Source organism: Streptomyces sp. NPDC046876 (assembly GCF_040645035.1).
Classification (GTDB): Bacteria; Actinomycetota; Actinomycetes; order Streptomycetales; family Streptomycetaceae; genus Streptomyces.
In genome coordinates this window covers 176,239-201,980 of the sequence record NZ_JBEYXK010000003.1, presented here as the reverse complement: position 1 = coordinate 201,980, position 25,742 = coordinate 176,239, and the positions used below count along the sequence as shown (strand labels likewise).

Here is a 25,742-nt window from a genome sequence, read left to right as displayed (position 1 = left end):
CCGATGCGGTCGGCGGCCCCGGCCCGTGGTCAGCGGTCAGATCCAGCCGCGCTCGCGGGCCAGCAGGGCCGCCTGGAAGCGGTTCGAGGCGCCCAGGCGCTGCATGATCGACGCCACGTGCTTGCGGTACGTGCGGACGGCGATGCCGAGCTCGCGCGCCCCGATCTCGTCCTTCTCCGCGGCGTACAGGGAGCGCAGGATCTGCCGTTGGAAGGAATTGGCGAACCCGGTGTCGGGGTTCTCGCCGTCCGCGGAGGCGGGCAGGTCGTGCGCGGTCTGCCACATGCGCTCGAAGAGGGAGACGAGCGCGGCGACGAGCCCCGGGTCGCGGGTGAGGATCGCGCCCTTGGAGCTGCGGGCGGGGTCGATGGGCGTGAGGGCTGCCGCCCGGTCGCAGATGATGAGGCGCTCGAGGGGCTCGTAGGAGATCCGGATGTGGGCACCCTTCGAGGCGAGCTCGCGTAAGTACGCCATCGTCGGGGCGTCCTCCAGGGCCGGCGAGGCCATCAGCGTGCGCATGTGCACCTTGCGGCGCAGGATGCGGCTGTCCAGCAGCCGGGCGTGGCTGATGCTCTCCGGGCTGAGGACGCCCGTCGGGCTGGTGGTGAGGCTCTCGGTGCGGGTGAAGAAGGTCAGCTCGTCGATGACGGCCCGTACCGAGGCCATGCCCTCGATGTGCTGCGTGGTGCCGCTGATGTCGGGGGTCTGGCCACCGCCCTCGAGGGACTTCTCGTGCTCGGCGAGCAGTGAGTCCACGATGCCGGTGCGGCTGGCCTCCTCCTCCAACTCCTTTCGCAGTCGGGCCACTTTGGCCTCGACGAGCCCTTCCACGGCCTTGGCGGGGGAGACGGGTGCCAGCTGCCCGCCGGGGGTCTCCCTGACCAGGCCCAGCTCCACCAGGCGGCGGTGGGTGGCCTGCGGGTCCTGCGCGGTGTCGGAGTCTCCGTCGGCGGCGTCGGCGGCGAGGTGGCGGGCGAGTTCGGCCTGGCTGAAGCCACCGCGGCGCAGCAGCAGCCGATAGGTCTCTTCGTCATCGGGGCTGGTGCCCAGGAACCGCATGTTCGCGCTCATGATCACCCTATTTACCCATGATTCCTTCACGCATTCGATATCGAACCATTCCCTCCGTCCTGATTTACGGCCGGTGAACAAGGCGCACACCGGACTATCTGCGCGAAGGGGTGTGCCGTAAGTGGCCCCCGGGGGTGCAGGAAGATGCCGGGGCTACCTATCGATCGACCGCTCGAACGCCGCCAGAGTGGGACCCGCCACGAGATCGCACCACGGCCGAAAGCCGATCGAGACGGGGTCCTCATGCGAACAACCCACCGCACCGCTGCGCAGCCCGCCCACAAGGCGGCCCGCCTCGCAGCACTCTCCCTCATGGGCGCCCTCGCCCTCACCTGCCTCGGCGCGGGCGCCGCCCACGCCGACGGCGCCGGAAGCGACGAGCCCACGGCCACCGTCGTTCCCACCCGCGACGTCCACGACTGGGGCTGAGCCGCCCCGCGTGGGGCCCGAGCCGCCCCCGGCGGGCCGTGAGACACCGCCCCGCGCCACCCTCCCCCGACCGGAACTCCCCGTCTGAGGAAACCACCATGGGACTGGGCCCCACGTACCGGCTGCGGATCAGCGGGACAGCCGGAGCCGTACCCGAGACCGCTGCCGTGCGGCTGATCGCCCGCCTCCCCGCCCTGTGGGGGGCCACCCTGCTCGGCTGCGCGGGCGGCACCGCCACGCTGGCCCTCACCCCGCCCGTGACGTGCTCGCCCGCCGAGGTGTCGCAGGCGGTGGACGAGGCCCTGGCCACGCCGGCGCTGTACGGCTGGATCCGCGAACCGCTGCCCTGACGGCACCGCACGGCACCGCACCGGCACGGGCGGCCCGGCCGCACCGCCACTGCAAGGACATACGAACAGCGATGTTTGGGGAAATATGGAAGCCGTGACCGGCGGGAAGAGCCTGATACTCGGCTGCGCATCCACCGGCGCCAAATTCACACCCGGCAACCACCGTGCCACCGGCGATGTGCTGCTCGACCAGATCAGCACCGGCACCACCATCAAGAACTCACCGCTCGCGCTGATCGCCGAGGCGGAGGCCCTGTACGGAATGGGCTGCCGCTACTACCACTACCACGCCAGGAATCCGCGGACGCACGAGCAGTCCACCAGCAACGACATCTACCAGCAGATCAGCCGCCCCCTGCAGCGCCGCTGCAAGGAGATGCTGATCAGCTTCGGCGCGAGCCGCAACGGCCCCGAAGTGCGCGAGGCCATCGCGCGGTTCGGCGAATGGGAGCGCATCAGCCAGAGCAGCCTCCCCCTCCACCTCGGCGGCGCGCACTTCGTCACGATCCAGGCCGCCGTCGAACTGCAGCTGATGTGCGAGGTGGAGCGCCAGTACGGCGACGTCGGCCTCGACTTCGTCGACAGCGAGCGGTTCGCCAAGATCGTCGCCGACTACCGGCCGTCCGACCGCCTCACCACGACGAGCCTGGAGACCTACTCCACCAGCAACGGCGCCGACTACGGCAGGACCTCGCCGCTCATCCAGTTCGAGGTCTACCGCAGTGCCGTCCGGGCCCGCCAGCAGCTCGGCCTCTTCCACGAAGTGGAATGGGTCCAGTTCCCGCGCAGCTACGCGATGACCCGGTACGCGGTGGAGCATCCGCAGATCCGGCTCGGCGGCAGCGGCCAGCTGAACGTCACCCTGCTGTTCGGGTTCTCCCCGCGCCTGCCCTTCCCGCGCAGCTACGCCGAGTTCAAGCAGGTCGTCGACACCGCGCGCAAGCTGGAGTACGACCTCGCCGAACCGGGCGTGAAGAAGCGCCACGTCACCGTCACGGTCGGCGCCGCCGTCCTGCCCGAGCAGGCCGGCCAGCACGTCGCGCCCCTGGACGTGGGGGCCCGGCGCGGCCGCACCGCCTGCGCGCTGCGCCGGCTGGCGACGTACGCGGCCCAGCCCGACAGCGGTGTCGACGTGCTGCGCTTCGGCATGGAGGACACCCCGTACGCGGTCACCGAGGCCGGGGGCGGGGACCGCGGCGGCCTGCTGCGGCTGGCCGACAACTGCGAGCTCGCCGAGATCGTCATCAACGAACTCGCCGTGAACGGCGCGTCCGTGGAGACCGACCACGACACGATCTTCGACCGCATGGGCCTGAACTGGGTCAAGCGGAACCTCTTCCACGAGCAGCGGCAGCGTCCGCTCGGCCGCCCCGCCAGGCCTGCCGACGACAGGGCGCTGCAGTCCGTGTGACCGCCGGCGCGCGGCAACCCGCCGACGCGCCGGCCCGCACCCCACCCCACCCCCCCCCACACCTCAGCCCCACAGCCCCGCACTCCCACAGCCCCACAGCCCCACAGTGAGGAAAGAAGATGCACACGTTCCAAGGGGTCTGCTTCGACCTGTTCTCGACCCTGGTGCACAGGAAGCCGGGCAACCCGTTCTTCCGGGAGGTCGCCCAGGACCTCGGCCTGGACCTGGAGGCCTGGAAGCCGGCCTACGACAAGCTGCACGACGAGACGATGGCCGGCACCGTACCCGGCATCGTGGAGCGCATCTCGCTCGCCGCCAAGGCGACCGGCGCCACCTGCTCCCCGGACGCGGTGCGCACCGCCGTCACGCGCCACTTCCCCGGGATGGCGGCGAGCTTCGAGGTCGACGCCGAGGCCGTGCCGCTGCTGAGCCACCTGCGCGAGCAGGGCCTGGCCCTGGCCCTGGTGTCGAACGCATCCGACCACGCCGAGTGGATCTTCGACCGGCTCGGCCTGCGCGAGTACTTCGACGTCACCGTCTTCTCCCACCGGGTCAGGATCCTCAAGCCGCAGCCGGGCATCTACCTGCACGCCACCGACCAGCTCGGCGTCTCCGCCCGGGCCTGCGCCTTCGTCGGCGACGGCCAGCACCACGAACTCGCGGGCGCCCGCGGCGTCGGCATGGCCACCGTCCTCCTGGACCGCGGCCTGTCGCACACCGAATCCGCCCGCGCGGAGGCGGACGTCGTCCTCGACGGCCTGGCCGGGGTGCCCGGCGCCCTCGAACACCTGGCCACCGCCGCGCCCGCCTAGCCCGCGCCCCCACCCCCACTCCCGGAAGGAACCCGGCATGACCGACCACCAGCTCCGCCTCATCGAGGGCTGCTACGTCACCGACTCCTCCGGCTGCCACCGGTACGACTTCTGGAACGAGCAGTTCCTCTTCGATGGCAGCCCGCACACCGGCTGGGGCTCGGCGAGCCGCAACGCCTCCCAGCCCGAGTACCTGGACATCGACCTCGGCGACGTGAGCGTCCCGCTGAGGATCCGCCTCCAGCGCCGCGCCGTCCCCGTGATCAAGACGGGCTTCCCCATCGCCCTGCGCGTCATCGCCTACCCCGAGGGCGGGGGCGAGAAGACCGTGCTGACCGCCGAGGGCATCGAGGTCGAGGCCGGCGGCTGGTTCGAGGCCGACCTCGAGCCGGTGGCGACCCGGCGCATCCGCGTGGAGACCGGCGGGGTCGCCATCCGCCCCAGCGGCAAGTACTTCACGCAGATCATGCAGATGCAGTTCCTCGAGGCCAAGTAGTCCCCCCACCGCCCGCGACAAAGGGAGTTTCCATGGTTGTCCGTGCCTTCGCCGTGCCGACGGCGCCCGTCTCCGATGCCGTGCCGCGCAAGCTGGGCCTGTGGGCGAGCGAGCACATGCAGGCCTCCGCGTGGCGCGTGAGCCCGGGACAGGACATCTCGGCGCGCATGCACCCGCAGGCCGACGGGATGTTCCTGGTCCTCCAGGGCCGGGGCGAGTTCCAGGTCTTCGACGGGGAGGAGCCCGAGGCGGCCGGCGCGTACGTGCCGTCCGCGCACTACCCCCTGGACGCGCCGCCGAAGCGGTCGCTGCCCGAGCCCAGCCGGTACGAGGTGGGCCCCGGCATGGTCTGCATGGCCCCGGCCGGCCTGTTCTACGGGCTGGTCAACACCGGTGACGAGCAGCTGGTGGCCGTCGCCGTCACCGCCTCGGACACCAGCGGGACGGCCTGGACGGTCCGCTGAGATGACGAGCACGGATGAACGCCCCGCCTTCGCCGACCCCGCTCTCACCGGGCCCGCTCTCACCGACCCCGCTCTCACCGGCCCCGCCTTCGCCGCCCTGCCCGGGGACGACGGCGAGGACGACGCCTGGGTGATCGAGACGCTGCGGCGCCACGAGCCGGCCACCATGCACACCCAGCACCCGGTGGTCTGGGACCACGCCAGCGGCAGCCGAGTCTTCGACCGGCAGGGCCGCTCCTGGCTGGACTGGACGAGCGGCATCCTCACCGCGAACGCCGGACACGCCCGCCCCGAGGTCGTCGACGCGATCACCCGGCAGGCCCGGCAGGGGCTGCTGCACGCGTACATGTTCCCCACCCGCGTACGGGCCCGTACCGTCCGCGCCCTGGCCGAGCTCTCCGGCTTCCCGCAGTCGGTCCTCTACACCACGGGGGCCGAGGCCGTCGAAGGCGCCATGAAGATCGCCGCCCGACACGCCCAGGCCCGCCGCGCCGCGGGCGAGGGCGGGGGCGAGGGCAGCCGCCCCTCGGTCGTGGTCACCTTCGACGGCTCCTTCCACGGCCGCACCCTCGGCGCCCAGCTGGCCGGGGGCCTGCCGGCCCAGCGCGACTGGGCTCCGGCCCTCGACGAGGCCTTCCTCCACGTGCCCTTCCCGGCGCGCGGCGAGGCGTGGAGCACCGACGTCATCGACAGCGCGGTGCGCGCGGCCGGCGCCCGGCCCGAGGACGTCTCCTGCGTGATCGGCGAGATCTACCAGGGCTCCACCCTGCAGCAGCTCGACCCGGCGGCCGCGCGGGAGCTGCGCGCCTGGTGCACCCGCCACGGCGCCCTGCTCGTCTTCGACGAGATCCAGTCCGGCTTCGGCCGCACCGGCGCGCTCTTCGCGTACGAGCACGTCGGGGTCCGCCCCGACCTGCTGCTGGTGGCCAAGGGCCTGTCGGGCTCGCTGCCGGTCTCGGCCGTCCTCATCGGCGACGAGCGCTTCGCCCGCGACGTCCGTCCGGGCGAGCTGACCAGCACCCACAGCGGCAACCCGATCTCCCTCGCCGCCGCGGAGGCCAACCTCGCCCTCTACGCGGACGGGCAGCTCGTCGCCGAGGCCGCCCGGCGCGGCCGGCAGCTCGCCGACGGGCTGGCCGACTGGGCCGCCCGGCTGCCGGGACGGCGCCGGGTCATCGGGACGATGGGCCTGATCGCCGGTATCGCCTGCACCCGCGAGGACGGCTCGCTCGACCCGGAGACCTCCAAGCGCCTGGCCGCCGCCTGCATCGAGCGCGGGCTGCTGGTCTGCGTTCCCTCCACGCTCGGTGGCGCGATGCTCAAGATCATGCCGCCGGTCACCACCTCCGAGGCCGAACTCGCCGAGGCGCTGGCCCGGTTCGACGCGGCCGCCGACGCCGTCCAGCGCGGCTGACGCGCCTCCTCTCCCGCCACTGATTCCACGACGAAAGGGATGTGCATTCCCGTGGGTGCAGCCGCACAGCAGCCGGCTTTCATCATCTTCAGCGACCTGTCCAAGATCGGCCCGTCCCTGACCGAGCTGCGCCGGCGCGGCCTCGCGGTCCTGGCCGTCTCCCAGCGGCAGGGCTCGGCCATGGTGCAGAAGGGCATCGAGCTCCTCGGCACGCCGGGCCACCCCTTCGCCGACCTCACCGAGGTCAGCCTGCGCGACGCCACCGACATCAGCGGCATCGCCGACCAGGCCGCGCGCTGGGCCGAGGCGTACGACGTGCGCGGCGTGCTCGTCAACGCCGAGGTGTACGTGGACGCCGGCCAGGTCGTCGCCGACATGCTCGGCCTGCCCAACCCGGGCTGGCGGGCCTCGACCGTCTGCCGCAACAAGCTCCTGCAGCGCCGCTACCTGCGCCGCTGGAGCCCCGTCTCGGTGCTCGTCACCGCCCCCGAGGACGGCATCGCCGACCGCGGCCAGGCGGCCCGGCTCGCCGCCGAGTACGACGGGCCGTTCCCCGTGGCGATCAAGCCGCTGGACCGCGAGTCCAGCATCGGCGTGCGGGTCGTGGAGGACACCGAAGCGCTCGTCGACGCGGTCGCCGCCCTCGCGCCCGGCAGCCGCCTGCTGGTCGAGGAGCGGGTGCAGGGACGCGAGTTCAACGTCGACACCCTGGTCAGCCACGGCAAGCCGATCGTCACGCTGCTCACGCAGAAGGGCACCAACGAGGACCGCACCGAGTTCTTCGTCGAGCTCGTCCACACCACCCCGCCGGCCAACCTCGACGAGCACGAGACCGCGCTGATCACCGAGGCGCAGCTGGGCGTCGTCGACCGGCTCGACTTCGAGAACGGGTACGCGCACGCCGAGTACCGCATCACCGACGACGGCCGGGTGGTGCTCATGGAGATCGCGGCCCGCGCCCCGGGCGACGGCTGCCTCCACCTGTACCACCTGTCGACGGGCAGGCCGATCGAGCCGGTGCTCATCGACATCGCCCTGGGCCGGCCGACCGAGTACCCGGCCGTCTTCAAGCGCCGCGGCCGACAGGTGTACTTCGAGCACACCCCGGGCCTTCTGCGCGACGTCAAGGCGGAGGGGCTGGAGGGCATCACGCCCCGCTGGCTGGCCGACACCACCGGCATCTGGCCCGAGCTGGCGGCGGTCGACGAGCACGCCCCGGCGACGGTGCACGAGCTGTTCGTGATCAAGCCGCGCGGCTTCCGGCTCGAACGGCTCACCGAGTCCTCGAACCGGGCGGTCACCGCGGTCTTCGACGTGCCGATCGACGGCGACATCGACGCCGAGGAGGCGCGGGTCCGCGCCGCGGTCACGATCGAGACCGAGCCGGCCGCGGGCTGACGCGGCCGCCGCTCCGCCAGCACGGACAGGAGGTCCCCCACCATGACACGTGCCGACAACCACCACGCCTGGCGGCACCTGGTCGACGCCGCCGAACTGACCCGGTTCACCGTCGAGGCCCTGCGCGCCGCGGGCGCGCCCCCGCACGACGCCCGGGTGACCGCGGAGGTCCTCGTCGCCGCCGACCTGGGCGGTGTCGAGAGCCACGGCGTCGCCCGCCTGCGCCGCTACGTCGAAGGACTGCACAGCGGCGCGATCAACCCGCACGCCGTGCCGGAGGTCGTCTCGGACCGGGACAGCGTGTGCGTCGTGGACGCGCACAACGGCCTGGGCCAGCCGGCCCTGTGCACGGCGGTCGACCTCGCCGTCGAGCGGGCCCGCCGGTTCGGGACCTCGGCGGTGATGGTCCGCCGCTCCAACCACATGGGCATCGCCGGCTGGTTCGCCGAGCGGGCCGCCCGGGCGGGGATGCTCGCCCTGGTCTCCACCAACGCGGTCCCCCAGGTCGCACCGATGGGCACCAACGAGCCCATGTTCGGCACCAACCCGTTCTGCTACGCCCTCCCCACCCCCGGGGGCACCCTGTGCTTCGACGGCGCCACCAGCACCGTCTCCCGCGGCAAGCTGGAGCAACTGGACCGCCTGGGCGGGCCGATGCGGCCGGGCTGGGCCCTGGGCCCGGACGGGCAGCCCACCACCGACATCCCCGAGACCGTCCAGGGCCTGATCCACCGGAAGGGGTACGCGCTGCTGCCGCTCGGCGGCGGCGAGAGCGACCACGGCGGGCACAAGGGATCGGCCCTGTCCCTCTTCATCGAGCTGCTGTGCGGCCCGCTGGCCGGTGCTCAGTGGAGCCGCCACACGTACCAGGACGGTGAAGGCGGCCTCGGCCACTTCGTGTTCTGCCTCGCCCTCGACGCCCTCGGCGACGCGGACGCCATCCGCGCCGGCGTCGACGGCCTCGCCCACGAGGTCCGCGAGGGCGCCCCCGTCGACCCCGCGCACCCGGTCCGCCTCCCCGGGGACCGGCGCCGCCGCCTCACCGCGGAGCGGACCGCCGACGGGATCCCGGTCCTGGAATCCGTCCTGGCCGACCTCGACGACATCGCCGCCTTCGTCGGCATCGACCCGGTCCGGGGCCAGACCTGCGTCCTCTGATTTCCCCTTCCCCTTCCCCTTCCCCCTCCCGTCCCGCACTCGTCCACCGTTACAGGAGGAAGCTCCCATGAAGTACGAGCGGCTCGACCACACCGTCCTGACCGTCAACGACATCGACGCCACCGTCGACTTCTACAGCCGCGTCCTCGGCATGGAGGTCGTCACCTTCAGCATGCTCGTCAACGACCGCAAGGCCCTGCGGTTCGGCGACACCAAGATCAACCTGCATGAGGTCGGCAAGGAGATCGCCCCGCACGCCGCGCACCCCGGCCCGGGCACCGAGCACCTCTGCTTCATCGTCTCGGACCCGATCGAGCAGGTCATCGCCCATCTGGAGGCGGAGGGCGCCGTGATCGAATCCGGCCCCGTCGAGCGGGTGGGCGTCCTCGGCCCGATCAACAGCGTGTACGTCCGCGACCCGGACGGGAACCTCCTCGAACTCAGCAACCACATCGAGCGCTGACCCGCCGGTCCCGGCGCGCGAGGCCCCCCGGGGCTGCGCGCCGGGGCCTTCGCCCGCCTCCCCCACCACTGCCGGCGGGCACGGTGACCCGCCCAGCCCAGGAGGACCGAGATGCCGCCCCGTGATCCGAACGCCGAGTTCTACGACGGCCTGGCCGAGAACTACCACCGCATGTACGACGACTGGTGGTCCTTCGCCACCCACTACACCGGAGTCCTCGCCGAACTGCTGGCCGCCGAGGGGGTCGAGCCGCCCGCCGAGGTCCTGGACGTCACCTGCGGCATCGGCACCCAGGCCCTGCCGCTGGCCGCCCTCGGCTACCGGGTGACCGGCTCCGACCTCAGCGAGGGCGCCGTCCGGCGGGCCCGCCGCGAGGCCGCGTCCCGCGGCTTGGACGCCGAGTTCGTCACCGGCGACGTCCGCCGGATCGCCGAACAGGGCGACAGCAAGTACGACGCCGCCATCTCCGGCAGCAACTCCCTGACGCACCTGCTCACCGACGAGGACCTGCGGCAGGCACTGTCCTCGGTGCACCGCCGGCTGCGGCCCGGGGGCGTGTTCCTCGCGACCATCCGGGACTACGACCGGCTCGCCCGCGAGAACGTCCAGGGACTGGTCCCCGAGACCTTCGGCAGCGGGGACGAGCGCAGCATCGTCGTCCAGGCGTGGGACTGGTCCGAGGACCGCCGGACGCTGACCGCGCACCACGTGCTGCTGCTCAAGAAGAAGGGCGAGGACGGGGACGGGGAGGCCTGGGACTCCACGGTGCGCACCACGGACTACCGCGCCCTGCGCCGGGCCGAGTTCGACGCCGCCCTGACCGCCACCGGCTTCGACGACATCCGGTGGTACCTGCCCGACCACGAGGACCCGCAGGGAGTGGCGCCCGAACCCGGCCGCCGCAGCAGCTACTACCAGCCCGTCGTCGTGGCCCGGGCCGTGTGACGGGTGACCGGACCGGGCGGAGCGTCGGCGCGCGGACGCGCACACCGCCGGAGGTCCGTCTGCTGAGGATCGTCCGGACCGTGTTCGCCCTCGCCGTGGCCGCCGCCGTCGCGACGCGTGCGTACGGGCTCCTGCGGTGACGAAGGGTCCTGGTCCGTACGGCCTCCCCTTCCCTGCCTTCCCTTCCTTCCCTTCCTTATCTCCCGTCCCCTCTTCCCCCTCTTCCCCCTTCCCCCACGCGCTACAGAGCCGGAACACACCCCACCATGGACTCACTCGCCGGACCGCCCTCGCTGTCCCTTCCACGCCCCCGCGCCGTCGTCATCGGCGGCGGCATCGTCGGGCTCGCCGTGGCCCGCGAACTCGTCTCCCGCGGCGCACGCGTCACCCTCTGCGAGAAGGAGGACCGCTGGGCCGCCCACCAGACCGGCCGCAACTCCCAGGTCGCGCACGCCGGCGTCTACTACGCCCCCGGCTCGGCGAAGGCCCGGCTGGCCGTCGCGGGCAACCGCTCCGTCGTCGTGTACGCCCGGGACCGCGGCATCGCCGTGGACGTGTGCGGCAAGCTCATCGTGGCCACGACCGCCGACGAGCTGCCCGGCCTGCGCGTCCTCGCCGAGCGGGCCGCCGCCAACGGCGTTCCGGCCCGGCTGGTCGGCCCGCAGGAGGCCCGCGAGATCGAGCCGCACGTGGCCTGCGTGCAGGCCCTGCACGTCCGCTCGACCGCGTCGGTCGACTTCCCCGGCATCTGCGACAGCCTCGTCGAGGAGCTGACCGCGGCCGGGGCCGACCTCCGGCTGGGCACCCCGGTGCTGGGCATCCGCCGGCGGGGCGGCACCCTCGAGGTCGCCACGCCCGGCGGTGTGGTCCGCGCCGACCGGCTCGTGAACTGCGCCGGCCTGCACGCGGACCGGATCGCCCGGATGGCCGGACTGCGGCCGCCCGCGCAGATCGTGCCGTTCCGCGGGGAGTACCACCAGCTGCGGCCCGCCGCCCGGCACCTGGTGCGCGGCCTGGTCTACCCCGTACCCGACCCGAGCCTGCCGTTCCTGGGGGTGCACCTGACGCGGATGCTCGACGGGACGGTCCACGCAGGGCCGAACGCCGTCCTCGCGCTGGCCCGCGAGGGCTACCGCCGGCGGGACCTCTGCGTACGGGACCTGGCGGAGGCGGCCCGCCACCCGGGCCTGTGGCGGCTGGCGCGGCGCTATCCGCGGACCGCCGTGGAGGAGGTCGCGCGCTCGCTGTCCAGGCGGCGGTTCGCGGCGAGCCTGGCACGGCTGGTGCCCGCGATCGGGGCGGACGACATCGTGCCCGCGGGCTCCGGGGTGCGGGCCCAGGCGCTGCGGGCCGACGGCACGCTCGTCGACGACTTCCTCCACGTCCGCGGACCCGGCCAGGTGCACGTCCTCAACGCCCCCTCCCCGGCCGCCACGGCCGCCCTGGAGATCGCCCGGCACATCGCGGACCAGGTCCTGGAGGACTGAAGGGCCCGGGCAGTGCACGACCGTTCGTTCCGGCTCCACGACCCCCACCGAGGTGAATCCCCGTGACGGCGACGCTCACGCCCGCCCCGCCAACGGCCCGACGAAGCCGGGCACTCATGTACGGACCCGCGTTCGTGGCGGCCATCGCCTACGTGGACCCGGGCAACTTCGCCACCAACTTCGCCGCCGGCTCGCGGTTCGGCCACCTGCTGCTGTGGGTCATCATCGCGGGCAACGTGATGGCGCTGCTGGTGCAGATGCTGTCCGCGAAGCTCGGGCTGGCCACCGGCCACGACCTGCCGCAGATGTGCCGCCGCCGGTTTCCCCGGCCCGTGGTGCTGGGCCTGTGGGCGCAGGCCGAACTCGTCGCCATCGCCACCGACCTCGCGGAGGTGATCGGCGGCGCGGTCGCCCTGCACCTGCTGTTCGGACTGCCCCTGCCGGTCGGCGGGCTCGTCACCGGCGCGGCGGCGTTCCTGCTGCTGGGCCTGGAGACGCGCGGCTACCGGCGCTTCGAGGTGGCGATCGCCGGGCTGCTCTTCGTCATCATCGCGGGGTTCGTGCTGGACACCGCGCTGGCCGGGCTGGACCTGCCCGCGATCGCCGGCGGCGCCGTACCCCGCTTCTCCGGGTCCGAGAGCGTCCTGCTCGCCACCGGGATCCTCGGGGCCACCGTCATGCCCCACGTGATCTACCTGCACTCCAGCCTCACCGGTGCGCACACGCGGGGGCTGGGGGGCTCTGCGGGCCATGCGGGGGTCCCGAAGGAGCGGCGTTCGCTCGTCCACTCCGTGCGCCGCGACGTCATGGTGGGGCTCGGGCTGGCCGGCGTCGCCAACGCCGCCATGCTCGTCATCGCCGCGCGGCTCTTCCACCCCTCGGGCCGGCCCGCCGACACCATCGACGACGTCCACACCGGCATCGCCGCCACGCTGGGCCAGGGCGCGGCCCTCGCCTTCGCCGTCGCCCTGCTCGCCTCCGGCTTCGCCTCCTCCTCGGTCGGCACCTACGCGGGCCAGGTGATCATGTCGGGCTTCCTCGGGCGGTCCCTGCCGCTCACCGTGCGCCGGGGGATCACGCTCCTGCCGAGCATGGCCATCCTGTGCCTGGGGGTCGACGCCACCCGGGCGCTGGTGTGGTCGCAGGTGGTGCTGTCCTTCGGCATCCCCTTCGCCCTCGTACCGCTGATCCTGCTGACCCGCGACCGTACGGTCATGGGCCCGCTGGCCAACCGGCCCCTGACCACCGCGGCGGCCTCGGTGGTCGCGGCCCTGGTGATCGGCCTGAACCTCTACCTCGTCGGGCAGGTCCTCACGGGCTGAGGGAAGCAACAGGGGCCCGCACCACCGCCCTTATTGCCTAGGTCTTGCAATAGCAACCAACATGCAATCCAATGTAACCGCAGCCCTTGCCCCACGCCCCTTACCGTCAGTCCTGTCAGGATACGGAGCGCACCATGCCCCACCTGCTGCCGGAGCCCGGACCGCAGCGCACCATCGCCGCCTCGAACTTCGTCTACACCGTCGGCAGCGGCCTCTACCTGACCGCGGGCGTCCTCTACTTCACCGAGGCCGTCCGGCTCCCGGCGGCCCAGGTCGGCCTCGGGCTCGGCATCGCCGGGATCCTCGCCCTCGCGGTCGGCATCGCCGCCGGCCACCTCGCGGACCGGCGCGGGGCGCGCGGCGTGTACGCCGCCACGCTCGTGGTGCAGGCGCTCGCCACGGCCGGCTTCCTGCTGGCCGACAGCTTCTGGCCGTTCGTGGCCGCGGTCTGCGCGGCCACCGCGGCGAAGGGCGCGGGGCTCGCGGCGCGCAGCCCGATCATCCGGCACCACGGGGGCGAGCGGCCGCAGGAGTTCCGCGCCTACCTGCGCGCCGTGACCAACATCGGCATCTCCCTCGGCGCCGTGCTGGCCGGCTGGGCGGTCCAGGCCGGCACGCAGAACGCGTACCGCCTCCTCGTCATCGGCAACGCCCTCGCCTTCGCCGCCTCGGCGGTGATCGTGCTGCGCCTGCGCCCCGTCGCACCCGAACCGGCCGCGGACGGCCCGCGCTGGATCGCGCTGCGCGACCGGCCCTACCTCGCCCTCACCGTGCTGGACGGCATCATGGCCATCCAGTTCAAGGTGCTCACCGTCGCCATCCCGCTGTGGCTGGTCGCCGCCACGGACGCGCCGCCGTGGCTGATCTCGGGGACCATGCTCCTGAACACCGTCCTGGTCGTCACCTGCCAGGTACGGGCCAGCCGCAGCATCGACACCCCGGCCGCGGGCGCCCTCGCCTACCGCCGCTCCGGCGTCGCCTTCCTCGTCGCCTGCGTGCTGATCTCCCTGTCCGCCGGGCTCCCGGCCTGGGCCGCCGCGGCGCTGCTGCTCGCCGCGGTCGCCGTCCACACCCTCGGCGAACTGTGGCACTCCGCAGCCGGGTTCGAGATCTCCTTCGCCCTGGCCCCGCGGCACGCCACCGGGCAGTACCTCGGCGTATTCGGCCTCGGCGCCGGCCTCGCCGAAGCGGTCGGGCCGGCCCTGCTGATCTCCCTGTGCATCACCTGGGGGCGGCCCGGCTGGTACGTGGTGGGCGCCCTGTTCGCCGTGACGGGCCTGGCCGCCCCGCCGACCGTGGCCTGGGCCCGCCGCCGCGGGTACGCGACGCAGCAGACCGCGGCGCACCAGGCCGCGGCAACCACCTGAGCCCTGGCGCTCACCGATGCCGCCACCCGGCTCCAGGACGGCGGTCCGGGTGTGACGGCGCCGCTACGCGGCCGGCTGCCCTGCCCGTTCGGCCTCGGCGCGCAGGGTGCTGGCCCGCTCGGCCGGGTCATAGTCCGGGCCGACGCCGTCGATCAGCAGCACATCGCCTTGGATGTGGTCGGTGCGCAGCCGCAGGATGGCCCGGTAAGCGGGGGAGTCGTACCAGGCGCGGGCCTCGGCCCGGCCGGGGAACTCGATCAGCACCATGCTGCCGGGCCAGTCGCCCTCCAGGACCTCGGCCGGCGGCCCGTGGATGACGAAGCGGCCGCCGAAGGGGTCGAGGGTCGCCTGGATGCGCTCCAGGTACTCGAGGACGTCGGAGTGGTGGCGGCGGCCACGGAGATGGGCGAAGCCGAATGCGGGCATGGTCGGACTCCTGGATCCGGGGCGCGGGCGGTCCCCGAAACCTATCCGCCCCCGTCCGCAGCCGCGATTACCTCGCAGGTCATGGCCGCGAAGGCCGGCGGCCGTGAGCACGGCCCTGCATAGGATGCGCTGAACGGCCAGGAGGAACGGGGCACATGCCGCTGTCCCGCGAGGTTGCCCGCGGCCCCGTTCCGCGGCGAGGAGGAGAACCGGTGAGACCCAGGACGGTCGCGGTCGCGATCTCGGTCGGGGTCGCAGTGGTGACGACGACCGCCCTGGGGCCGGGGATCGCGGTCGGCTGGTTGCCGGAGCCGAAGGACAACCGGGCCGTTGCGCCGCGGTGGCTGGAGGGCGTGGGCGGCAAGGAGGCGGCCGCTTACCTGCGCGTGACGGTTCCGGCTGACGCCGAGGACGTCAAGGGGGCTGCCGTGGACGGCTGGGATGCCGACAGCTACCTGCTGTCCTTCACCGTGCCGCATGCCGAGGCCGAGGCGATCGCCGCCGATCTCCGCCTCGACCAGCCGCTGGAGCACCAGCCCCCGCTTCCGCCAAGGGAGCCCCCGGGCCCGGTGTCGTTCGCGCATCTGGGTCTGCCCAGCCCCGACACCGTGCCGAACGCGCGCACGGGCAGCGTGTGTCCGCCGTGCGTCGGGGACGAGCGCAGGCCCAAGCTCCAGAGCATCGGCATCACCCTCCAGGACCTCGGAGGCGGGATCACCCGGGTTTACCTGGGCGGCAACGGTGGATGAGGGGCCCGCGGCGTCGGACAGCTCGCTCGCCCGGGAGGTCTTCGGGCCCCTCGGCGGGATCGTCGAATGTGCCGCCGCCCTGGGGGGCCTGCCGGTCGGGCAGTTCGCGGCCGAACGGCGCGGCGAGCTCGACGGGATCCTGGCCGGTGTGCAGGGCGTCGGCTCCTTCCGCCCCGGAACCATGGCGCTGCTCGACCAGCTGGGTTATTTGCGCGAGCACGAGGTGCCCCCCACCTCCCTGCTCCTGTGGTCGGGCGGCATCGAGGCGTTCTCGCCGGACCTGGGCGGGGACGAGGCCGTGCGGCGCATGGCCCGGATGGGATGCGACCTGCAGCTCACGCATCTGCTGCAGGCGCTGGTCGGCACGGCCGCCTTCCGGGCCGAGGCCGGCGACACGGGGCAGACCGCGGCGCGGATCGTCGACGTCCTCGCGGCCGCCGCCCGCCTGGCCGCTCCGGCGCACGAACGCACCCCGCGCGAGGTGTTCCTGATGTGGCGGACGGCGTTCCTGCCGAGCGTGCTCATGCCGTCCTCCGCCTCGCCCGAGGCAGTCAAGCGCGGCTTCAGGCGGTACGCGCACCTGCTGGAGGCAGCGCTGGACGCTCCGCGCCCCTGACCCCGGCCGTGGGGCGGGGTGCAGCGCGAAAGCCCGGCGCGGCGGGGGCCGCGGCCGGGCTCTCGGCGGACGGGGTCAGGCCGTGGCCGGGACGGATTCCGGGGACTTCCGGGGGGCTGCGGGTGCCTCCGTCGGGCGGTTCACCGTGCGGGGGATCGCCAGGGCGCACAGGCCGCCGAGGAAGACCACGGCCACGCCGACCCAGACGGCCGGGTGCATGCCGTCCACGAACTCCTGGGCGTTGGCCATCGAGCCGTTGCGGACGAAGACCGTGGACAGGACGGCGATGCCCAGCGCGCCGCCGATCTCGCGGGCCGTGGTGTTGGCGCCGGAGGCCGTGCCGTACAGGTCCTGCGAGACGGAGGCGAGGACGACCGCCGCGGTCGGGGCGAAGGCGAAGCCCATGCCCGTGCCGCCGAGGACCATCGCCCCGACGAGGTGGGAGTACGGGGTGTTGTCCGTGGCCGCCAGGGTGATCCAGGCGAGGCCGGCCGCCTGGAGGAAGAGGCCGAGCGCCATCAGGCGGCCGCCGCCGACGCGGTCGGTCAGGGCGCCGGCCACCGGCGCGATGAACATCGGCATCAGGGTCCACGCCAGGGTCAGGACACCGGCGTGCAGCGGGGTGCGGACGGGGGCGATCTGGAGGTACTGGGAGAGCAGGAAGATGGAGCCGAAGACGCCGAAGTACATCGTCGCGGAGACCACGTTGCACATGACGAAGGCGCGCAGCCGGTAGAGGGACAGCGGCAGCATCGGCTTCTTGGCCCGCGCCTCCCACGCCACGAACGCGGCGAGCAGGACGGCGCCGCCCGCGAACGCGCCGAGGATGCGGCCGTCGGTCCAGCCGTCCTCGGCGCCGTTGACGATGCCCCAGACGAGGGCGACGAGCCCGCCGGTGGCCAGGACCATGCCGAGCGGGTCCAGGCGGGTGCCGGCCAGCTTGCTCTCGTCCAGCACCTTCAGCACCAGCGGAACGGCGATCAGGCAGACCGGGACGTTGATCCAGAAGATCCAGTGCCAGTCGATGCCGTCGACCACGGCGCCGCCGACGAGCGGGCCGAAGGCCACGGCGAGACCGCTGAACGCGGACCACAGGCCGAGCGCCAGGCTGCGCTTGTTCGCGGGCACGGCCTGCGCGAGCAGGGTCATCGACAGCGGCATCACGGCCGCCGCGCCCACGCCCTGGGCGACGCGGCCGACGATGAGCTCGGCGGTGGTGTCGCACAGGCCGCAGTACACCGAGGACAGGGTGAAGACGGCGATGCCGAGGAGGAAGACCTTCCGCCGCCCGAATCGGTCGCCGAGGGCGGCGCCGGTGAGCAGCAGACAGGCGAACGCCAGAACGTAGGCGTTGACGAACCACTGCAGGTCCTGGGTGTCCGCCTTCAGCTCCTTGGCCAGGGTCGGCAGGGCGGTGGACACGACGAGGTTGTTCAGCGCCACCATGAACATCGGGACGCTCGTCGCGATGATCGACAGCCACAGGGGTGCGGTGGCGCCGCGGCGTGCGGGAGGCGCGCCGCCGGCCGCTTCTCGGGCGCTGGTGCTGGTGTCGGTGCTCATAGGGGGTTCTCCATACGGAAGACGGGGTTCACCGGGCGGTGCGCAGTGCGCGGTGCGGGGTGCGCAGTACGTGCCCCGGCCCGGGGCGGGGGTGTCCCGGGCCGGGAGTCGTGGTCCGGGCGCGGCGTCAGGAGTGGTTGTCGGAGCTGCCGGCGTTCTCGGCGTTCTCGGCGTCGGCCCGGAGCTGGGCGTCGAGGCGGGTGCGGGCGTCGTCCCAGTCGAGCGGCAGCACGGAGACGGGCATCTCCCAGAAGGTGAAGACCGACGTCCGCATGGTGGAGCGGAGTTCGCCCATGATGCCGCGGTGCGGTTCGGCCCTGGCGTAGCCGTAGATCGCCTCGCGGCTCTCCCAGGCGGACAGCGTCCAGAAGGTGCGCTTGAGGGGTTCGGCGATCAGCGAGGCCTCGACCGCTCCGGGCGAGGTCTTCAGCTGGGCCCAGGCGGCCAGGGCGCGCACGAAGAAGCGCGGGACGTCGGAGAGCGACTTCACCTCGAAGCGGGACGCCATGACATGGACGCGGGCGGTCGTGGGGACCGGGTTGCGGCCCTTCCAGGAGAGTTTCGGCACCGTGAGCCTCGCCTTCAATAATGGAGAGTTGCAGTATCCATGATAGAGAGTGGAACTGTCCACTGGCCAATCGACGGTGAAAGAAGCCGAGAACGGAAGACGATGCGAATCTCTGAGCTGAGCCGCCGCAGCGGGGTGCCGATCACGACCATCAAGTACTACCTCCGCGAGGGGCTGCTGCCGCCCGGACGTGCCACCGCCCCGAACCAGGCCGAGTACGACGAGTCGCACGTACGGCGGCTCCGGCTGGTCCGGGCCCTGGTCGGGGTGCGGGGGCTGAGCGTGGGCGCCGCCAAGGAGGTCCTGGGCGGCGTGTACGAGCGCGAGGACGACCCGCACAAGGTCCTCGGCCTCGTCCTCGGCGCCACCGCCGAAGCGGCCGACGCCGAGGGGAGCGAGGCCGCGGACCTCGAGGAGTCCCGCCTCGCCGAGGTCGACGCCCTGCTGGACGCCCTGGGCTGGCAGGTGTCCGACGACGCCGCCGGCAAGGCGGTCATCGCCCGGACCCTGCAGACCCTCGCCGACCTCGGCATGGACTACGACTGGCACCGGCTGCTCCCGTACGGCGAACTCGCCGGCCGGATCGCGGCCGTCGACCTCGACGGGATCGAGGACCTCCGGGACCCGCTCGAGATGGCCGAGCGGGCCCTGGTGCTGACGGTCCTGCTGGAGCCGGTCCTGATGGCCCTGCGCCGCCTCGCGCAGGAGAGCCAGTCCGCGGCCCGGCGGGGCGCCGGCCCCGGTCAGCCCTGATCGGACGCCTTCAGTTCCTTCAGGAGCTGGGCCGCGGCCTCGGCGCCCGAGGAGAACGCCGCCTCGTGCGAGCCGATCTGGTCCCAGCCCAGCTTCCTGGAGTGGAAGTAGGAGCCGGCCAGCTTCAGCCGCGTCCCCTCGTTGACGTTGTAGATGTCCGCCTGGAGGTTGCGGACGTTGATGTCGATGATCGGGTGCGTGTACGGGAACTCCGCGATCACCGACTCCGGGTCCACCTCCAGCGGGTAGTCGAGGGTGACGAAGTAGTCCTTCTCCGCCGTGAAGCCGTGCAGCTTGTTCATGTAGTACGCGACGTACTGGCGGGCCTGGCCGCCGGCCTCGACCTGGCCGTAGTTCCAGGCCTCCCAGCGCTCCTTGGTCGCCGGCATCACCGAGGTGTCGGTGTGCAGCACCACGCGCGAGGAGCTGTAGCGCACCGGGCCCAGCACCTCCTTCTGGCGGGCGGAGGGGTTCTCCAGCAGTGCCAGCGCCTCGTCGGCGTGGGCGCCGACGATGACGTGGTCGAACGTCTCGCTGCCCTTCGCCGTCGTGACGGTGACCGAGTCGGCGTCCTGCCGGATCGAGGTGACCGGCTCGGCCGTGCGCAGCTCGGCGCCGATCGCCGCGATCGCCTTGCGGACGTAGGAGATGGAGCCGCCGCCGACGGTGCGCCAGTCCACCTTGCGCCCACCGAGGCCGCCCTCGTCGTGGCCCAGGTAGAAGGCGATCACCGTCGAGGCGGGGATCTCCCAGATCAGCTCGGCCGGCACGGACCACACCGCCGAGCAGAGCAGGATCACGTACGAGTAGCGGAAGGCCTCGCTGTACCCGCCGCGGTCGAGGTACTCGCCGAGCGGGATGTCGGCCTTCTTGCGCAGGAAGTCGCGCCGGCCCTCCTCGTGGAAGCGGCGGGCCTCGCGCCAGATGGTGACGAACTCGTCGGAGTAGCGGCCGACGACCTCCTCCTCGCCCAGGTCCAGCTCCTGCGTGCCGTACTCCAGGCCGCTGTCCAGGTCGAAGAAGTTGAACCCGCCGAGGTGCTCGACGGCCTCCACGCCCAGCTCCTCGAAGAAACCGAAGAGGTTCGGGTACGCGGGCCGGTTGAAGACGACGAACGCCGTGTCGATGCCGAGGACCTTGCCGTTCTCCTCGACCTCGACGGTGTTGGCGTGCCCGCCGAGCCGGTCCTCCCGCTCGAAGATCGTGATCTGTGCGTGGTCACGCAGGTGGTAGGCAGCGGAGATCCCGGCGACGCCGGCGCCGACGATCGCGACGCGGGGAGTGGGATTCTGCGACATGGGAGACGTCCTTCACAGTCAGGTTCTACGGCGGTGTCAGATGCGTGCGGCGGAGGAATCGGCGGTGCGCTCGGCCAGCGGGAACTGCCAGAGCGAGAACAGCCGGTTCTCCCGGTGCAGATGCCGCAGCACCTGCATCACCTCGTCGATCACGGACTGGTCCGTGACCGCCTCGTGCGGGTACAACTCCCTGCGTACGCGCTCCAACTGGAGCAGCAGTAGAGCGGCGCTGGGGAGCGGGTCCTCCAGTACCCCGTACGAGTGCACGTACGTCAGCACGACCGCGGCCGCCGCGTGCACCAGGCAGTACTCCTTGGCCAGGTCGAACAGCTCCGGGGACTGCCCGTACGCCCGCCCCAGCCGCGCCTTGAGGGCCCCGGCGCGCTCGTTCAGGGAGCCGGTGCGGCCGATCAGCTCCTCGGCCACGTCCGCCGCGGCCAGCAGCCGTTCGCGCTCGCCCTCCTTGGCCGCGCCCGCCAGCGCGCGCAGCCGGCGCACCCCGTCCGGCGCGGCCAGCACCGCGTCGTCCAGGCCGCCGCGGCTGAACAGCTCCTGCTTCCACGGCGCGTACACCGGCAGCTCGGTGTCCATCCCGAACAGGGTCGCGGCCCGCTCCTCGGCCACCGCCACGGCCGCCGGGTCCGGGTCGGCCGCCGAGGCCAGGAGGCTGCCCAGCTGGTGGCCGAGGTTGCGCAGGTTGACCACCGTGTTGCCGTCGGCGATGTCGGTGATCAGGATGTCGCGGACCATCTTCTGGTGCATGCCGTAGTGCGGGTGGTCGCGTACGAACGTCCGCGCGCCCAGCACCACCGTCAGCTGCGACAGGGTCTTCTGCAGCTTCGTCGGCACCAGGTACTTGATCACCGACGACCAGACGCTGACCTGCTCGGGCGCGGCCTGCAGGCTGCGCGTCGCGCCCAGGAACACCGAGTCCGCCAGCATCAGGTCGGCGAAGGCCTCCGCCAGCTGGCGCCGGGTGTACGGCACGTCGGCGATCGTGTCGCCCAGCAGCACCCGGCCCTCGGCGAAGTCCATGGCCAGGCGCAGGCTCGTGTCCACGGCCGCGAGCGCCAGGTGCATCAGCACCACGCGCGCCGTCTGGCTGGCCTTCAGCGCGATCTCCAGGCCCTGCCCGCGGCCGCCGAGCATCGCCGACTCGGGCACGAAGGTGCCGTCGAAGCGGACGCCGCTGAGGTCCAGGGCCCGCACCCCGTACAGGTTCTCGAAGGGGGTGTCCTCGATCGTGGCGGCGTCCGCCGCCCACTTGTCCACGACGAACAGCGAGTACGCGGCCGGTCCCGGGCGCTCGCCGGTCCGGGCGAAGACGACCATCTTGTCGGCGACCGTCGCATTGCCGATCGGCCACTTCTCGCCGGTCAGCAGCCAGCCGCCCTCGGTCTTCTCGGCCCGCACCTCGTTGGCGACGAGGTCGCTGCCGTGGACCCGCTCCGACAGCCCCCAGGACATCGAGCTGCCCCGGCGCATGTCCGCGATCAGGGCGCGCTTCTGCTCCTCGGTGCCGGTGATCCAGGCGGGCATGAAGCTGAGGTTGTTCAGCGCCGTGCCCACGGCCGTCGACGGGTCGCGCCGGGCGACCAGGCGCATCAGGTTGACGCCGGTCTCCACGTTGCCCGCGAGGCCCCCCTGCTCGGCCGGCAGGCCCCGCAGGTGCGCGCCCCAGCGCCGCAGCAGGTTCACGTAGTGCACCGGGTACGCGCCGCTCTCGTCGAACTCCAGCACCCCGGAGAACGGCATCCGGCTGTCCGGGTCGTGCGGGTCGCCGAGGTAGGCCTCGAGCTCCGCGGCGAGTGCGGTCAGATCGGACTTGGACATCAGGACTCTTCCTGTCGGTTCGGGGCCCCCGCCAGCCGCACGGGCAGGGCGGTGAACAGCCGGCCGGACTCCCGCAGCGCCAGCGCCGCGTCCAGCGCGGGCTCCAGCAGCGCGCCGCGCCGCCGCGGGTCGGTGCCGTCGGCGCGGGCCAGCAGGTAGCCGAGGACCGCGCCCAGCCAGCCGGCGGAGCCCGGCTCCGTGCCGTACAGCGCGCGGTCCGGGTTGGCCCGCCACAGGTGGACCGCGCAGGCGGCCGCGTGCAGCCACGCGTACCGCTCGGCCGCGTCCACCAGGGCGTTGGGGTCGGCGCCGGGCCCGCGGGCCGCCCGCGTCAGGTCGCCCAGGCCGGCGACGCCCTCGGCGAGCTCCGCCACCAGGGCGGCGACCCCGGCGTCCTCCCCGTCGGCCAGGGCCCCGGAGACGGCGGCCGCCGCCTCCGGCAGGCCCGTCAGCACCGGGTCCACCCCGCGGGCGAACATGTCGAGGCGGGCCGGCTCGTACGCGGGCAGCTCCGCGCCCAGCCCGAACACCGAGGCCAGCGCCGCCGGATCGGCCGGGGCCGGCCCCTCCGTCAGGGTGGGCACCTGGCCCGCGTACGACTTGAGGTTGGCCAGGGTGCTCGCATCGATCACCCGCACCACCGCGGAGTCCCGCTGGAGCTTCTGGAACAGCCCGGCCCCCCGCTCGCCCTCCCGCAGCACCGAGCGGGTGGCCAGCACCGCGCCCGCCCGCCGGATCAGCTCGTCCGAGGCCTCCGCCACCACGTGCTTGGCGGACAGCGCCCACACCGAGAACGCCTCCGGCACCACGTGCACACCGCGGGCCGCCGTCAGCGCCGCCACGTCCGCCGCCAGCAGGGCGGCCGCCGCGACCGACAGCTCGCGCCGCGGCCACGGCGAGGCCGCCAGCTGCGCCCGGCCCACCTTCCGCCCGACGGCGAAGTCCAGGGCCAGGCGGACCGCGCTGTCCGCGATGCCCAGGCTGCCGGCCATGCTCATCAGCCGGACCGCCTGCTGCGCCTTGACGGCCGCCTCCAGCCCCTCGCCCTCCCGGCCCACGCGCGCACCCTCGGGCACCGCGAAGCCGGTGAACCGCAGCCGGGCCAGGTCGATCCCGCGCATCCCGTTCGTGGCCGCCGCGGGCAGCCGCTCCAGCTGCCCCTCGGGGGCGCCGCGCAGGTCCAGCAGGACCGCCGAGAACGCCCCCGGGCCGCGGGCCCCGGTGCGGGCGACGACGTACACCGCCTCGCACCGCAGGCCCAGCCCGACCATCCACTTCTCGCCGTCCAGCACGCCGTCCGGGCTCAGCGACACCTCGTTGGCCAGCAGGTCGCTGCCGTGGGCGGCCTCCGTCAGCGCGAAGCCCACCGCGCCGCCGCCGCGCAGGATCTCCGCGGCGAGCTGCTGCTGCTCCACGCTGCCGTGCAGCTGCAGGCAGGTCGCCGCGATGATGCTGAACATCGTGCCCGGCATGATGTTGACGTCCCGGCGGGCCGCCGAGCGCACCAGCGTCAGGCTGCGGTCGAAGGACTCGAACGCCCCGCCCCACTCCTTGGGCAGGTAGTTCAGGTGGAACCCGGCCCGCGCCAGCTCCGCGCAGAACGCGGCCGGGAACTCCTCCCGCTCGTCGCGGCCCACGGCCGCGGCGAACCCGTACGGATTGGCATCGTCCGCCGGATCGCCGAGCAGCTCCTCCAGCGCCTCCGCGGTCAGCGCGCTCACGGCATCCCGCCCGCGGTCTCCAGCGGGACCGGACGGTAGTCCGCCGCGCTCGCCGGGATGTGCACGCCGGCGTTGCGCAGCTGGGCCAGCCGCGTGTGGAAGGCCGCGCCCCGCATCAAGTGGTGCGCCACCTCGGCGACCCGCCGGTTGCCCGGGGTCTTCAGATAGCTGCCGGTCACCCAGTCGTTGAAGCTGCCCATCGCCGGACCGCACCAGACCTGGTAGTCCATCGCCCGGTCCGCCTCGCCGACCACCGCCCAGCGCGAGGCCATGCCCAGGTACCAGCGGAAGACCAGGGCCATCTTCCGCTTGGGGTTGTCGGCGGCGCGGGCCAGCTGCTCCGGGTCGCGCCGGGTGAAGTACTGCACGCACTCCTGCCAGACGTCCTCCAGCGGCCGCCGGAAGACCTGGGTCTCCAGCTTGGCCCGGTCCGCGGCCGGGATCGCGTCCAGGCCGTCGTACGCCTGGTACAGCTCGTACAGGCGCTTGGCCCGCATCGGGAAGAAGGTGCCCTTCTTCAGGACCTGCAGGTCCACGCCCATCTCGAACATGTCGGCGGCCGGGGCCATCTCGCAGTCCGCGATGCCGGCCTCGGCGAGCATCGCCTTGGCCGCCGTCGAGGCACCCGACTCCAGGCAGGACTGGTTCACCGAGCCGGTCACCGCGTACGCCGCGCCCATCGCGAAGGCCGCCGCCACCGCGACCGGGGTGCCGAGCCCCCCGCCCGCGCCGACCCGGATCGGGACGGCGTAGCGGTACTCGCGCTGGACGGTGTCGCGCAGCCGCAGGATCGACGGCAGCAGCGCGGGCAGCGGACGGCGGTCGGTGTGGCCGCCGGAGTCGGCCTCGACGGTGATGTCGTCGGCCAGCGGCAGATGGCGGGCGAGCTCCGCCTGCTCCGCCGTCACCAGCCCCTGCTCCAGCAGGGCCGTGACCAGCGCGGCCGGCGCCGGGCGCATGAACCGCTCGGCGGTCTCCGGCCGGGAGATCTTGGCGATGAGCCGGTTGTCGGCGATGACCCGGCCCTCCGCGTCGCGGCGCAGGCCCGCCAGCCGGTAGCGCACCACGTGCGGGGTGAGGTCCATGTACGCCGACGCCTCGACGCAGCGCACCCCGTGCCGCAGGAACAGCTCGACGGCCTCCCGCTCGAGGCGGTCCTCGCTCGGGCTGTGGATCAGGTTCACCGCGAACGGCAGCCCCGGGATCTCCGCGGCGAACCGGGCGAGCGCCCGCTCGATGTGCTCGGGCAGCAGCCCGGCCGCGCCGAAGGAGGCGAGGAAGCCCTCCCTGGCCAGGGCGATCACCATGTCGGCGGAGGCGATCCCGCCGGCCATCGCCCCGGCCATGTACGCGTACTTCACACCATGCGCGGCGAGGAACGCGGCCGAGCCCAGCCGCTCCGGCGCGAGGGGCTGCGCGGCGGCCAGCAGGGGCAGGCCGTCGCCGTCGGCGGTGGCGAACCCGCCGGCCGCGGCACCGATGCCCTCACGGGTGACCGTGATGAAACACGGGTGCTCCAGGTCGGCCAGCACCTGGTAGATCCCGGCCGGGTCGATGCTGGGATTGCGCTCTCCGTACCACCGGAGAGGGGTCTCGAGAGTGTCCATGGGGAAACGAAGCTCCTTGGG

25 protein-coding genes are annotated in these 25,742 nt (G+C 73.1%); 17 read left to right on the top strand and 8 right to left on the bottom strand.

Annotation, left to right across the window (positions count from 1 at the left end):
- Positions 1 to 36: 36 nt before the first annotated feature.
- Positions 37 to 1,071: a LuxR C-terminal-related transcriptional regulator gene (locus ABZ924_RS03540; RefSeq protein WP_361903429.1), complete on the bottom strand. Its 1,035-nt coding sequence runs from the start codon at positions 1,069 to 1,071 to the stop codon at positions 37 to 39.
- Between the two features lie 243 nt (positions 1,072 to 1,314).
- Between ABZ924_RS03540 and ABZ924_RS03535 the strand changes: the two genes are divergently transcribed.
- From ABZ924_RS03535 to ABZ924_RS03470, 14 genes are all read left to right on the top strand, one after another.
- Entirely contained in the window at positions 1,315 to 1,500 is a 186-nt protein-coding gene (locus tag ABZ924_RS03535) for a hypothetical protein (protein ID WP_361903427.1), read from the top strand.
- 98 nt (positions 1,501 to 1,598) lie between these two features.
- Entirely contained in the window at positions 1,599 to 1,850 is a 252-nt protein-coding gene (locus tag ABZ924_RS03530; RefSeq protein WP_361903424.1) for a hypothetical protein, read from the top strand.
- A gap of 94 nt (positions 1,851 to 1,944) precedes the next feature.
- On the top strand, positions 1,945 to 3,261 hold the full coding sequence (locus tag ABZ924_RS03525; protein WP_361903421.1) for a hypothetical protein: 1,317 nt from the start codon (positions 1,945 to 1,947) through the stop codon (positions 3,259 to 3,261).
- Between the two features lie 119 nt (positions 3,262 to 3,380).
- Positions 3,381 to 4,073 carry an HAD family hydrolase gene (locus ABZ924_RS03520; protein ID WP_361903418.1) on the top strand — a complete coding sequence of 231 codons (693 nt, stop codon included), beginning with the start codon at positions 3,381 to 3,383 and terminating at the stop codon, positions 4,071 to 4,073.
- Positions 4,074 to 4,110: 37 nt separating this feature from the next.
- Positions 4,111 to 4,569, top strand: a complete 459-nt coding sequence (locus ABZ924_RS03515) for a discoidin domain-containing protein (RefSeq protein ID WP_361903415.1) — start codon at positions 4,111 to 4,113, stop codon at positions 4,567 to 4,569.
- Positions 4,570 to 4,601: 32 nt separating this feature from the next.
- The gene (locus ABZ924_RS03510; RefSeq protein ID WP_361903412.1) at positions 4,602 to 5,033 is read left to right on the top strand and encodes a cupin domain-containing protein; all 432 of its coding nucleotides are present in this window, start codon (positions 4,602 to 4,604) and stop codon (positions 5,031 to 5,033) included.
- A 1-nt stretch (position 5,034) separates the two neighbouring features.
- The gene (locus tag ABZ924_RS03505) at positions 5,035 to 6,447 is read left to right on the top strand and encodes an aspartate aminotransferase family protein (protein WP_361903409.1); all 1,413 of its coding nucleotides are present in this window, start codon (positions 5,035 to 5,037) and stop codon (positions 6,445 to 6,447) included.
- 51 nt (positions 6,448 to 6,498) lie between these two features.
- The gene (locus tag ABZ924_RS03500; protein ID WP_361903406.1) at positions 6,499 to 7,845 is read left to right on the top strand and encodes an ATP-grasp domain-containing protein; all 1,347 of its coding nucleotides are present in this window, start codon (positions 6,499 to 6,501) and stop codon (positions 7,843 to 7,845) included.
- A 42-nt stretch (positions 7,846 to 7,887) separates the two neighbouring features.
- A complete protein-coding gene (locus tag ABZ924_RS03495) occupies positions 7,888 to 9,003 on the top strand; it encodes an Ldh family oxidoreductase (protein WP_361903404.1) in 1,116 nt (371 codons plus the stop codon).
- Positions 9,004 to 9,070: 67 nt separating this feature from the next.
- Positions 9,071 to 9,466, top strand: coding sequence for a VOC family protein (locus ABZ924_RS03490; RefSeq protein ID WP_361903401.1), 396 nt, complete (start codon positions 9,071 to 9,073; stop codon positions 9,464 to 9,466).
- A 111-nt stretch (positions 9,467 to 9,577) separates the two neighbouring features.
- On the top strand, positions 9,578 to 10,411 hold the full coding sequence (locus ABZ924_RS03485) for a class I SAM-dependent methyltransferase (protein ID WP_361903398.1): 834 nt from the start codon (positions 9,578 to 9,580) through the stop codon (positions 10,409 to 10,411).
- 266 nt (positions 10,412 to 10,677) lie between these two features.
- The gene (lhgO, locus tag ABZ924_RS03480; RefSeq protein ID WP_361903395.1) at positions 10,678 to 11,898 is read left to right on the top strand and encodes an L-2-hydroxyglutarate oxidase; all 1,221 of its coding nucleotides are present in this window, start codon (positions 10,678 to 10,680) and stop codon (positions 11,896 to 11,898) included.
- Between the two features lie 62 nt (positions 11,899 to 11,960).
- On the top strand, positions 11,961 to 13,220 hold the full coding sequence (locus ABZ924_RS03475) for an Nramp family divalent metal transporter (RefSeq protein WP_361903392.1): 1,260 nt from the start codon (positions 11,961 to 11,963) through the stop codon (positions 13,218 to 13,220).
- Between the two features lie 134 nt (positions 13,221 to 13,354).
- Positions 13,355 to 14,587 carry an MFS transporter gene (locus ABZ924_RS03470; RefSeq protein WP_361903389.1) on the top strand — a complete coding sequence of 411 codons (1,233 nt, stop codon included), beginning with the start codon at positions 13,355 to 13,357 and terminating at the stop codon, positions 14,585 to 14,587.
- A 63-nt stretch (positions 14,588 to 14,650) separates the two neighbouring features.
- Here ABZ924_RS03470 and ABZ924_RS03465 read toward each other — a convergent pair whose 3' ends face one another.
- The gene (locus tag ABZ924_RS03465; RefSeq protein WP_361903386.1) at positions 14,651 to 15,013 is read right to left on the bottom strand and encodes a DUF1330 domain-containing protein; all 363 of its coding nucleotides are present in this window, start codon (positions 15,011 to 15,013) and stop codon (positions 14,651 to 14,653) included.
- A gap of 212 nt (positions 15,014 to 15,225) precedes the next feature.
- Between ABZ924_RS03465 and ABZ924_RS03460 the strand changes: the two genes are divergently transcribed.
- Both ABZ924_RS03460 and ABZ924_RS03455 read left to right on the top strand, forming a co-directional pair.
- Positions 15,226 to 15,762: a hypothetical protein gene (locus ABZ924_RS03460; protein ID WP_361903383.1), complete on the top strand. Its 537-nt coding sequence runs from the start codon at positions 15,226 to 15,228 to the stop codon at positions 15,760 to 15,762.
- Entirely contained in the window at positions 15,755 to 16,378 is a 624-nt protein-coding gene (locus ABZ924_RS03455; RefSeq protein WP_361903380.1) for a hypothetical protein, read from the top strand. Before ABZ924_RS03460 ends, ABZ924_RS03455 begins: the two co-directional genes overlap by 8 nt.
- A gap of 75 nt (positions 16,379 to 16,453) precedes the next feature.
- Here ABZ924_RS03455 and ABZ924_RS03450 read toward each other — a convergent pair whose 3' ends face one another.
- Together ABZ924_RS03450 and ABZ924_RS03445 are read right to left on the bottom strand one after the other, a co-directional pair.
- The gene (locus ABZ924_RS03450) at positions 16,454 to 17,941 is read right to left on the bottom strand and encodes an MFS transporter (protein ID WP_361903377.1); all 1,488 of its coding nucleotides are present in this window, start codon (positions 17,939 to 17,941) and stop codon (positions 16,454 to 16,456) included.
- 127 nt (positions 17,942 to 18,068) lie between these two features.
- Positions 18,069 to 18,449, bottom strand: a complete 381-nt coding sequence (locus tag ABZ924_RS03445) for a DUF3291 domain-containing protein (RefSeq protein ID WP_361903525.1) — start codon at positions 18,447 to 18,449, stop codon at positions 18,069 to 18,071.
- A gap of 162 nt (positions 18,450 to 18,611) precedes the next feature.
- Between ABZ924_RS03445 and ABZ924_RS03440 the strand changes: the two genes are divergently transcribed.
- Positions 18,612 to 19,262: a MerR family transcriptional regulator gene (locus ABZ924_RS03440; protein WP_361903374.1), complete on the top strand. Its 651-nt coding sequence runs from the start codon at positions 18,612 to 18,614 to the stop codon at positions 19,260 to 19,262.
- Here the strand turns inward: ABZ924_RS03440 and ABZ924_RS03435 are convergent.
- Genes ABZ924_RS03435 through ABZ924_RS03420 form a run of 4 tightly spaced genes read right to left on the bottom strand, consistent with a single transcriptional unit; the run spans position 19,253 to position 25,721 of the window.
- On the bottom strand, positions 19,253 to 20,560 hold the full coding sequence (locus ABZ924_RS03435) for an FAD-dependent oxidoreductase (protein WP_361903372.1): 1,308 nt from the start codon (positions 20,558 to 20,560) through the stop codon (positions 19,253 to 19,255). The two genes, ABZ924_RS03440 and ABZ924_RS03435, sit on opposite strands and share 10 nt — an antisense overlap.
- 36 nt (positions 20,561 to 20,596) lie before the next feature.
- A complete protein-coding gene (locus ABZ924_RS03430) occupies positions 20,597 to 22,393 on the bottom strand; it encodes an acyl-CoA dehydrogenase family protein (protein ID WP_361903369.1) in 1,797 nt (598 codons plus the stop codon).
- On the bottom strand, positions 22,393 to 24,114 hold the full coding sequence (locus ABZ924_RS03425; protein WP_361903366.1) for an acyl-CoA dehydrogenase family protein: 1,722 nt from the start codon (positions 24,112 to 24,114) through the stop codon (positions 22,393 to 22,395). Before ABZ924_RS03425 ends, ABZ924_RS03430 begins: the two co-directional genes overlap by 1 nt.
- Positions 24,111 to 25,721 (bottom strand): PfaD family polyunsaturated fatty acid/polyketide biosynthesis protein, encoded by a 1,611-nt coding sequence (locus ABZ924_RS03420; protein ID WP_361903363.1) that lies wholly within the window; start codon positions 25,719 to 25,721, stop codon positions 24,111 to 24,113. Before ABZ924_RS03420 ends, ABZ924_RS03425 begins: the two co-directional genes overlap by 4 nt.
- Between the last annotated feature and the right edge of the window lie 21 nt (positions 25,722 to 25,742).

Coding starts and splice junctions, on each gene's coding strand:
- ABZ924_RS03470 (WP_361903389.1), top strand. CDS start 13,355: ATGCCCCACCTGCTGCCGGAGCCCGGACCGCAGCGCACCATCGCCGCC.
- ABZ924_RS03430 (WP_361903369.1), bottom strand. CDS start 22,393: ATGTCCAAGTCCGATCTGACCGCACTCGCCGCGGAGCTCGAGGCCTAC.
- ABZ924_RS03485 (WP_361903398.1), top strand. CDS start 9,578: ATGCCGCCCCGTGATCCGAACGCCGAGTTCTACGACGGCCTGGCCGAG.
- ABZ924_RS03450 (WP_361903377.1), bottom strand. CDS start 17,941: ATGAGCACCGACACCAGCACCAGCGCCCGAGAAGCGGCCGGCGGCGCG.
- ABZ924_RS03540 (WP_361903429.1), bottom strand. CDS start 1,071: ATGAGCGCGAACATGCGGTTCCTGGGCACCAGCCCCGATGACGAAGAG.
- ABZ924_RS03435 (WP_361903372.1), bottom strand. CDS start 20,560: ATGTCGCAGAATCCCACTCCCCGCGTCGCGATCGTCGGCGCCGGCGTC.
- ABZ924_RS03490 (WP_361903401.1), top strand. CDS start 9,071: ATGAAGTACGAGCGGCTCGACCACACCGTCCTGACCGTCAACGACATC.
- ABZ924_RS03420 (WP_361903363.1), bottom strand. CDS start 25,721: ATGGACACTCTCGAGACCCCTCTCCGGTGGTACGGAGAGCGCAATCCC.
- lhgO (WP_361903395.1), top strand. CDS start 10,678: ATGGACTCACTCGCCGGACCGCCCTCGCTGTCCCTTCCACGCCCCCGC.
- ABZ924_RS03530 (WP_361903424.1), top strand. CDS start 1,599: ATGGGACTGGGCCCCACGTACCGGCTGCGGATCAGCGGGACAGCCGGA.
- ABZ924_RS03445 (WP_361903525.1), bottom strand. CDS start 18,449: ATGGCGTCCCGCTTCGAGGTGAAGTCGCTCTCCGACGTCCCGCGCTTC.
- ABZ924_RS03495 (WP_361903404.1), top strand. CDS start 7,888: ATGACACGTGCCGACAACCACCACGCCTGGCGGCACCTGGTCGACGCC.
- ABZ924_RS03515 (WP_361903415.1), top strand. CDS start 4,111: ATGACCGACCACCAGCTCCGCCTCATCGAGGGCTGCTACGTCACCGAC.
- ABZ924_RS03465 (WP_361903386.1), bottom strand. CDS start 15,013: ATGCCCGCATTCGGCTTCGCCCATCTCCGTGGCCGCCGCCACCACTCC.
- ABZ924_RS03510 (WP_361903412.1), top strand. CDS start 4,602: ATGGTTGTCCGTGCCTTCGCCGTGCCGACGGCGCCCGTCTCCGATGCC.
- ABZ924_RS03535 (WP_361903427.1), top strand. CDS start 1,315: ATGCGAACAACCCACCGCACCGCTGCGCAGCCCGCCCACAAGGCGGCC.
- ABZ924_RS03520 (WP_361903418.1), top strand. CDS start 3,381: ATGCACACGTTCCAAGGGGTCTGCTTCGACCTGTTCTCGACCCTGGTG.
- ABZ924_RS03505 (WP_361903409.1), top strand. CDS start 5,035: ATGACGAGCACGGATGAACGCCCCGCCTTCGCCGACCCCGCTCTCACC.
- ABZ924_RS03440 (WP_361903374.1), top strand. CDS start 18,612: ATGCGAATCTCTGAGCTGAGCCGCCGCAGCGGGGTGCCGATCACGACC.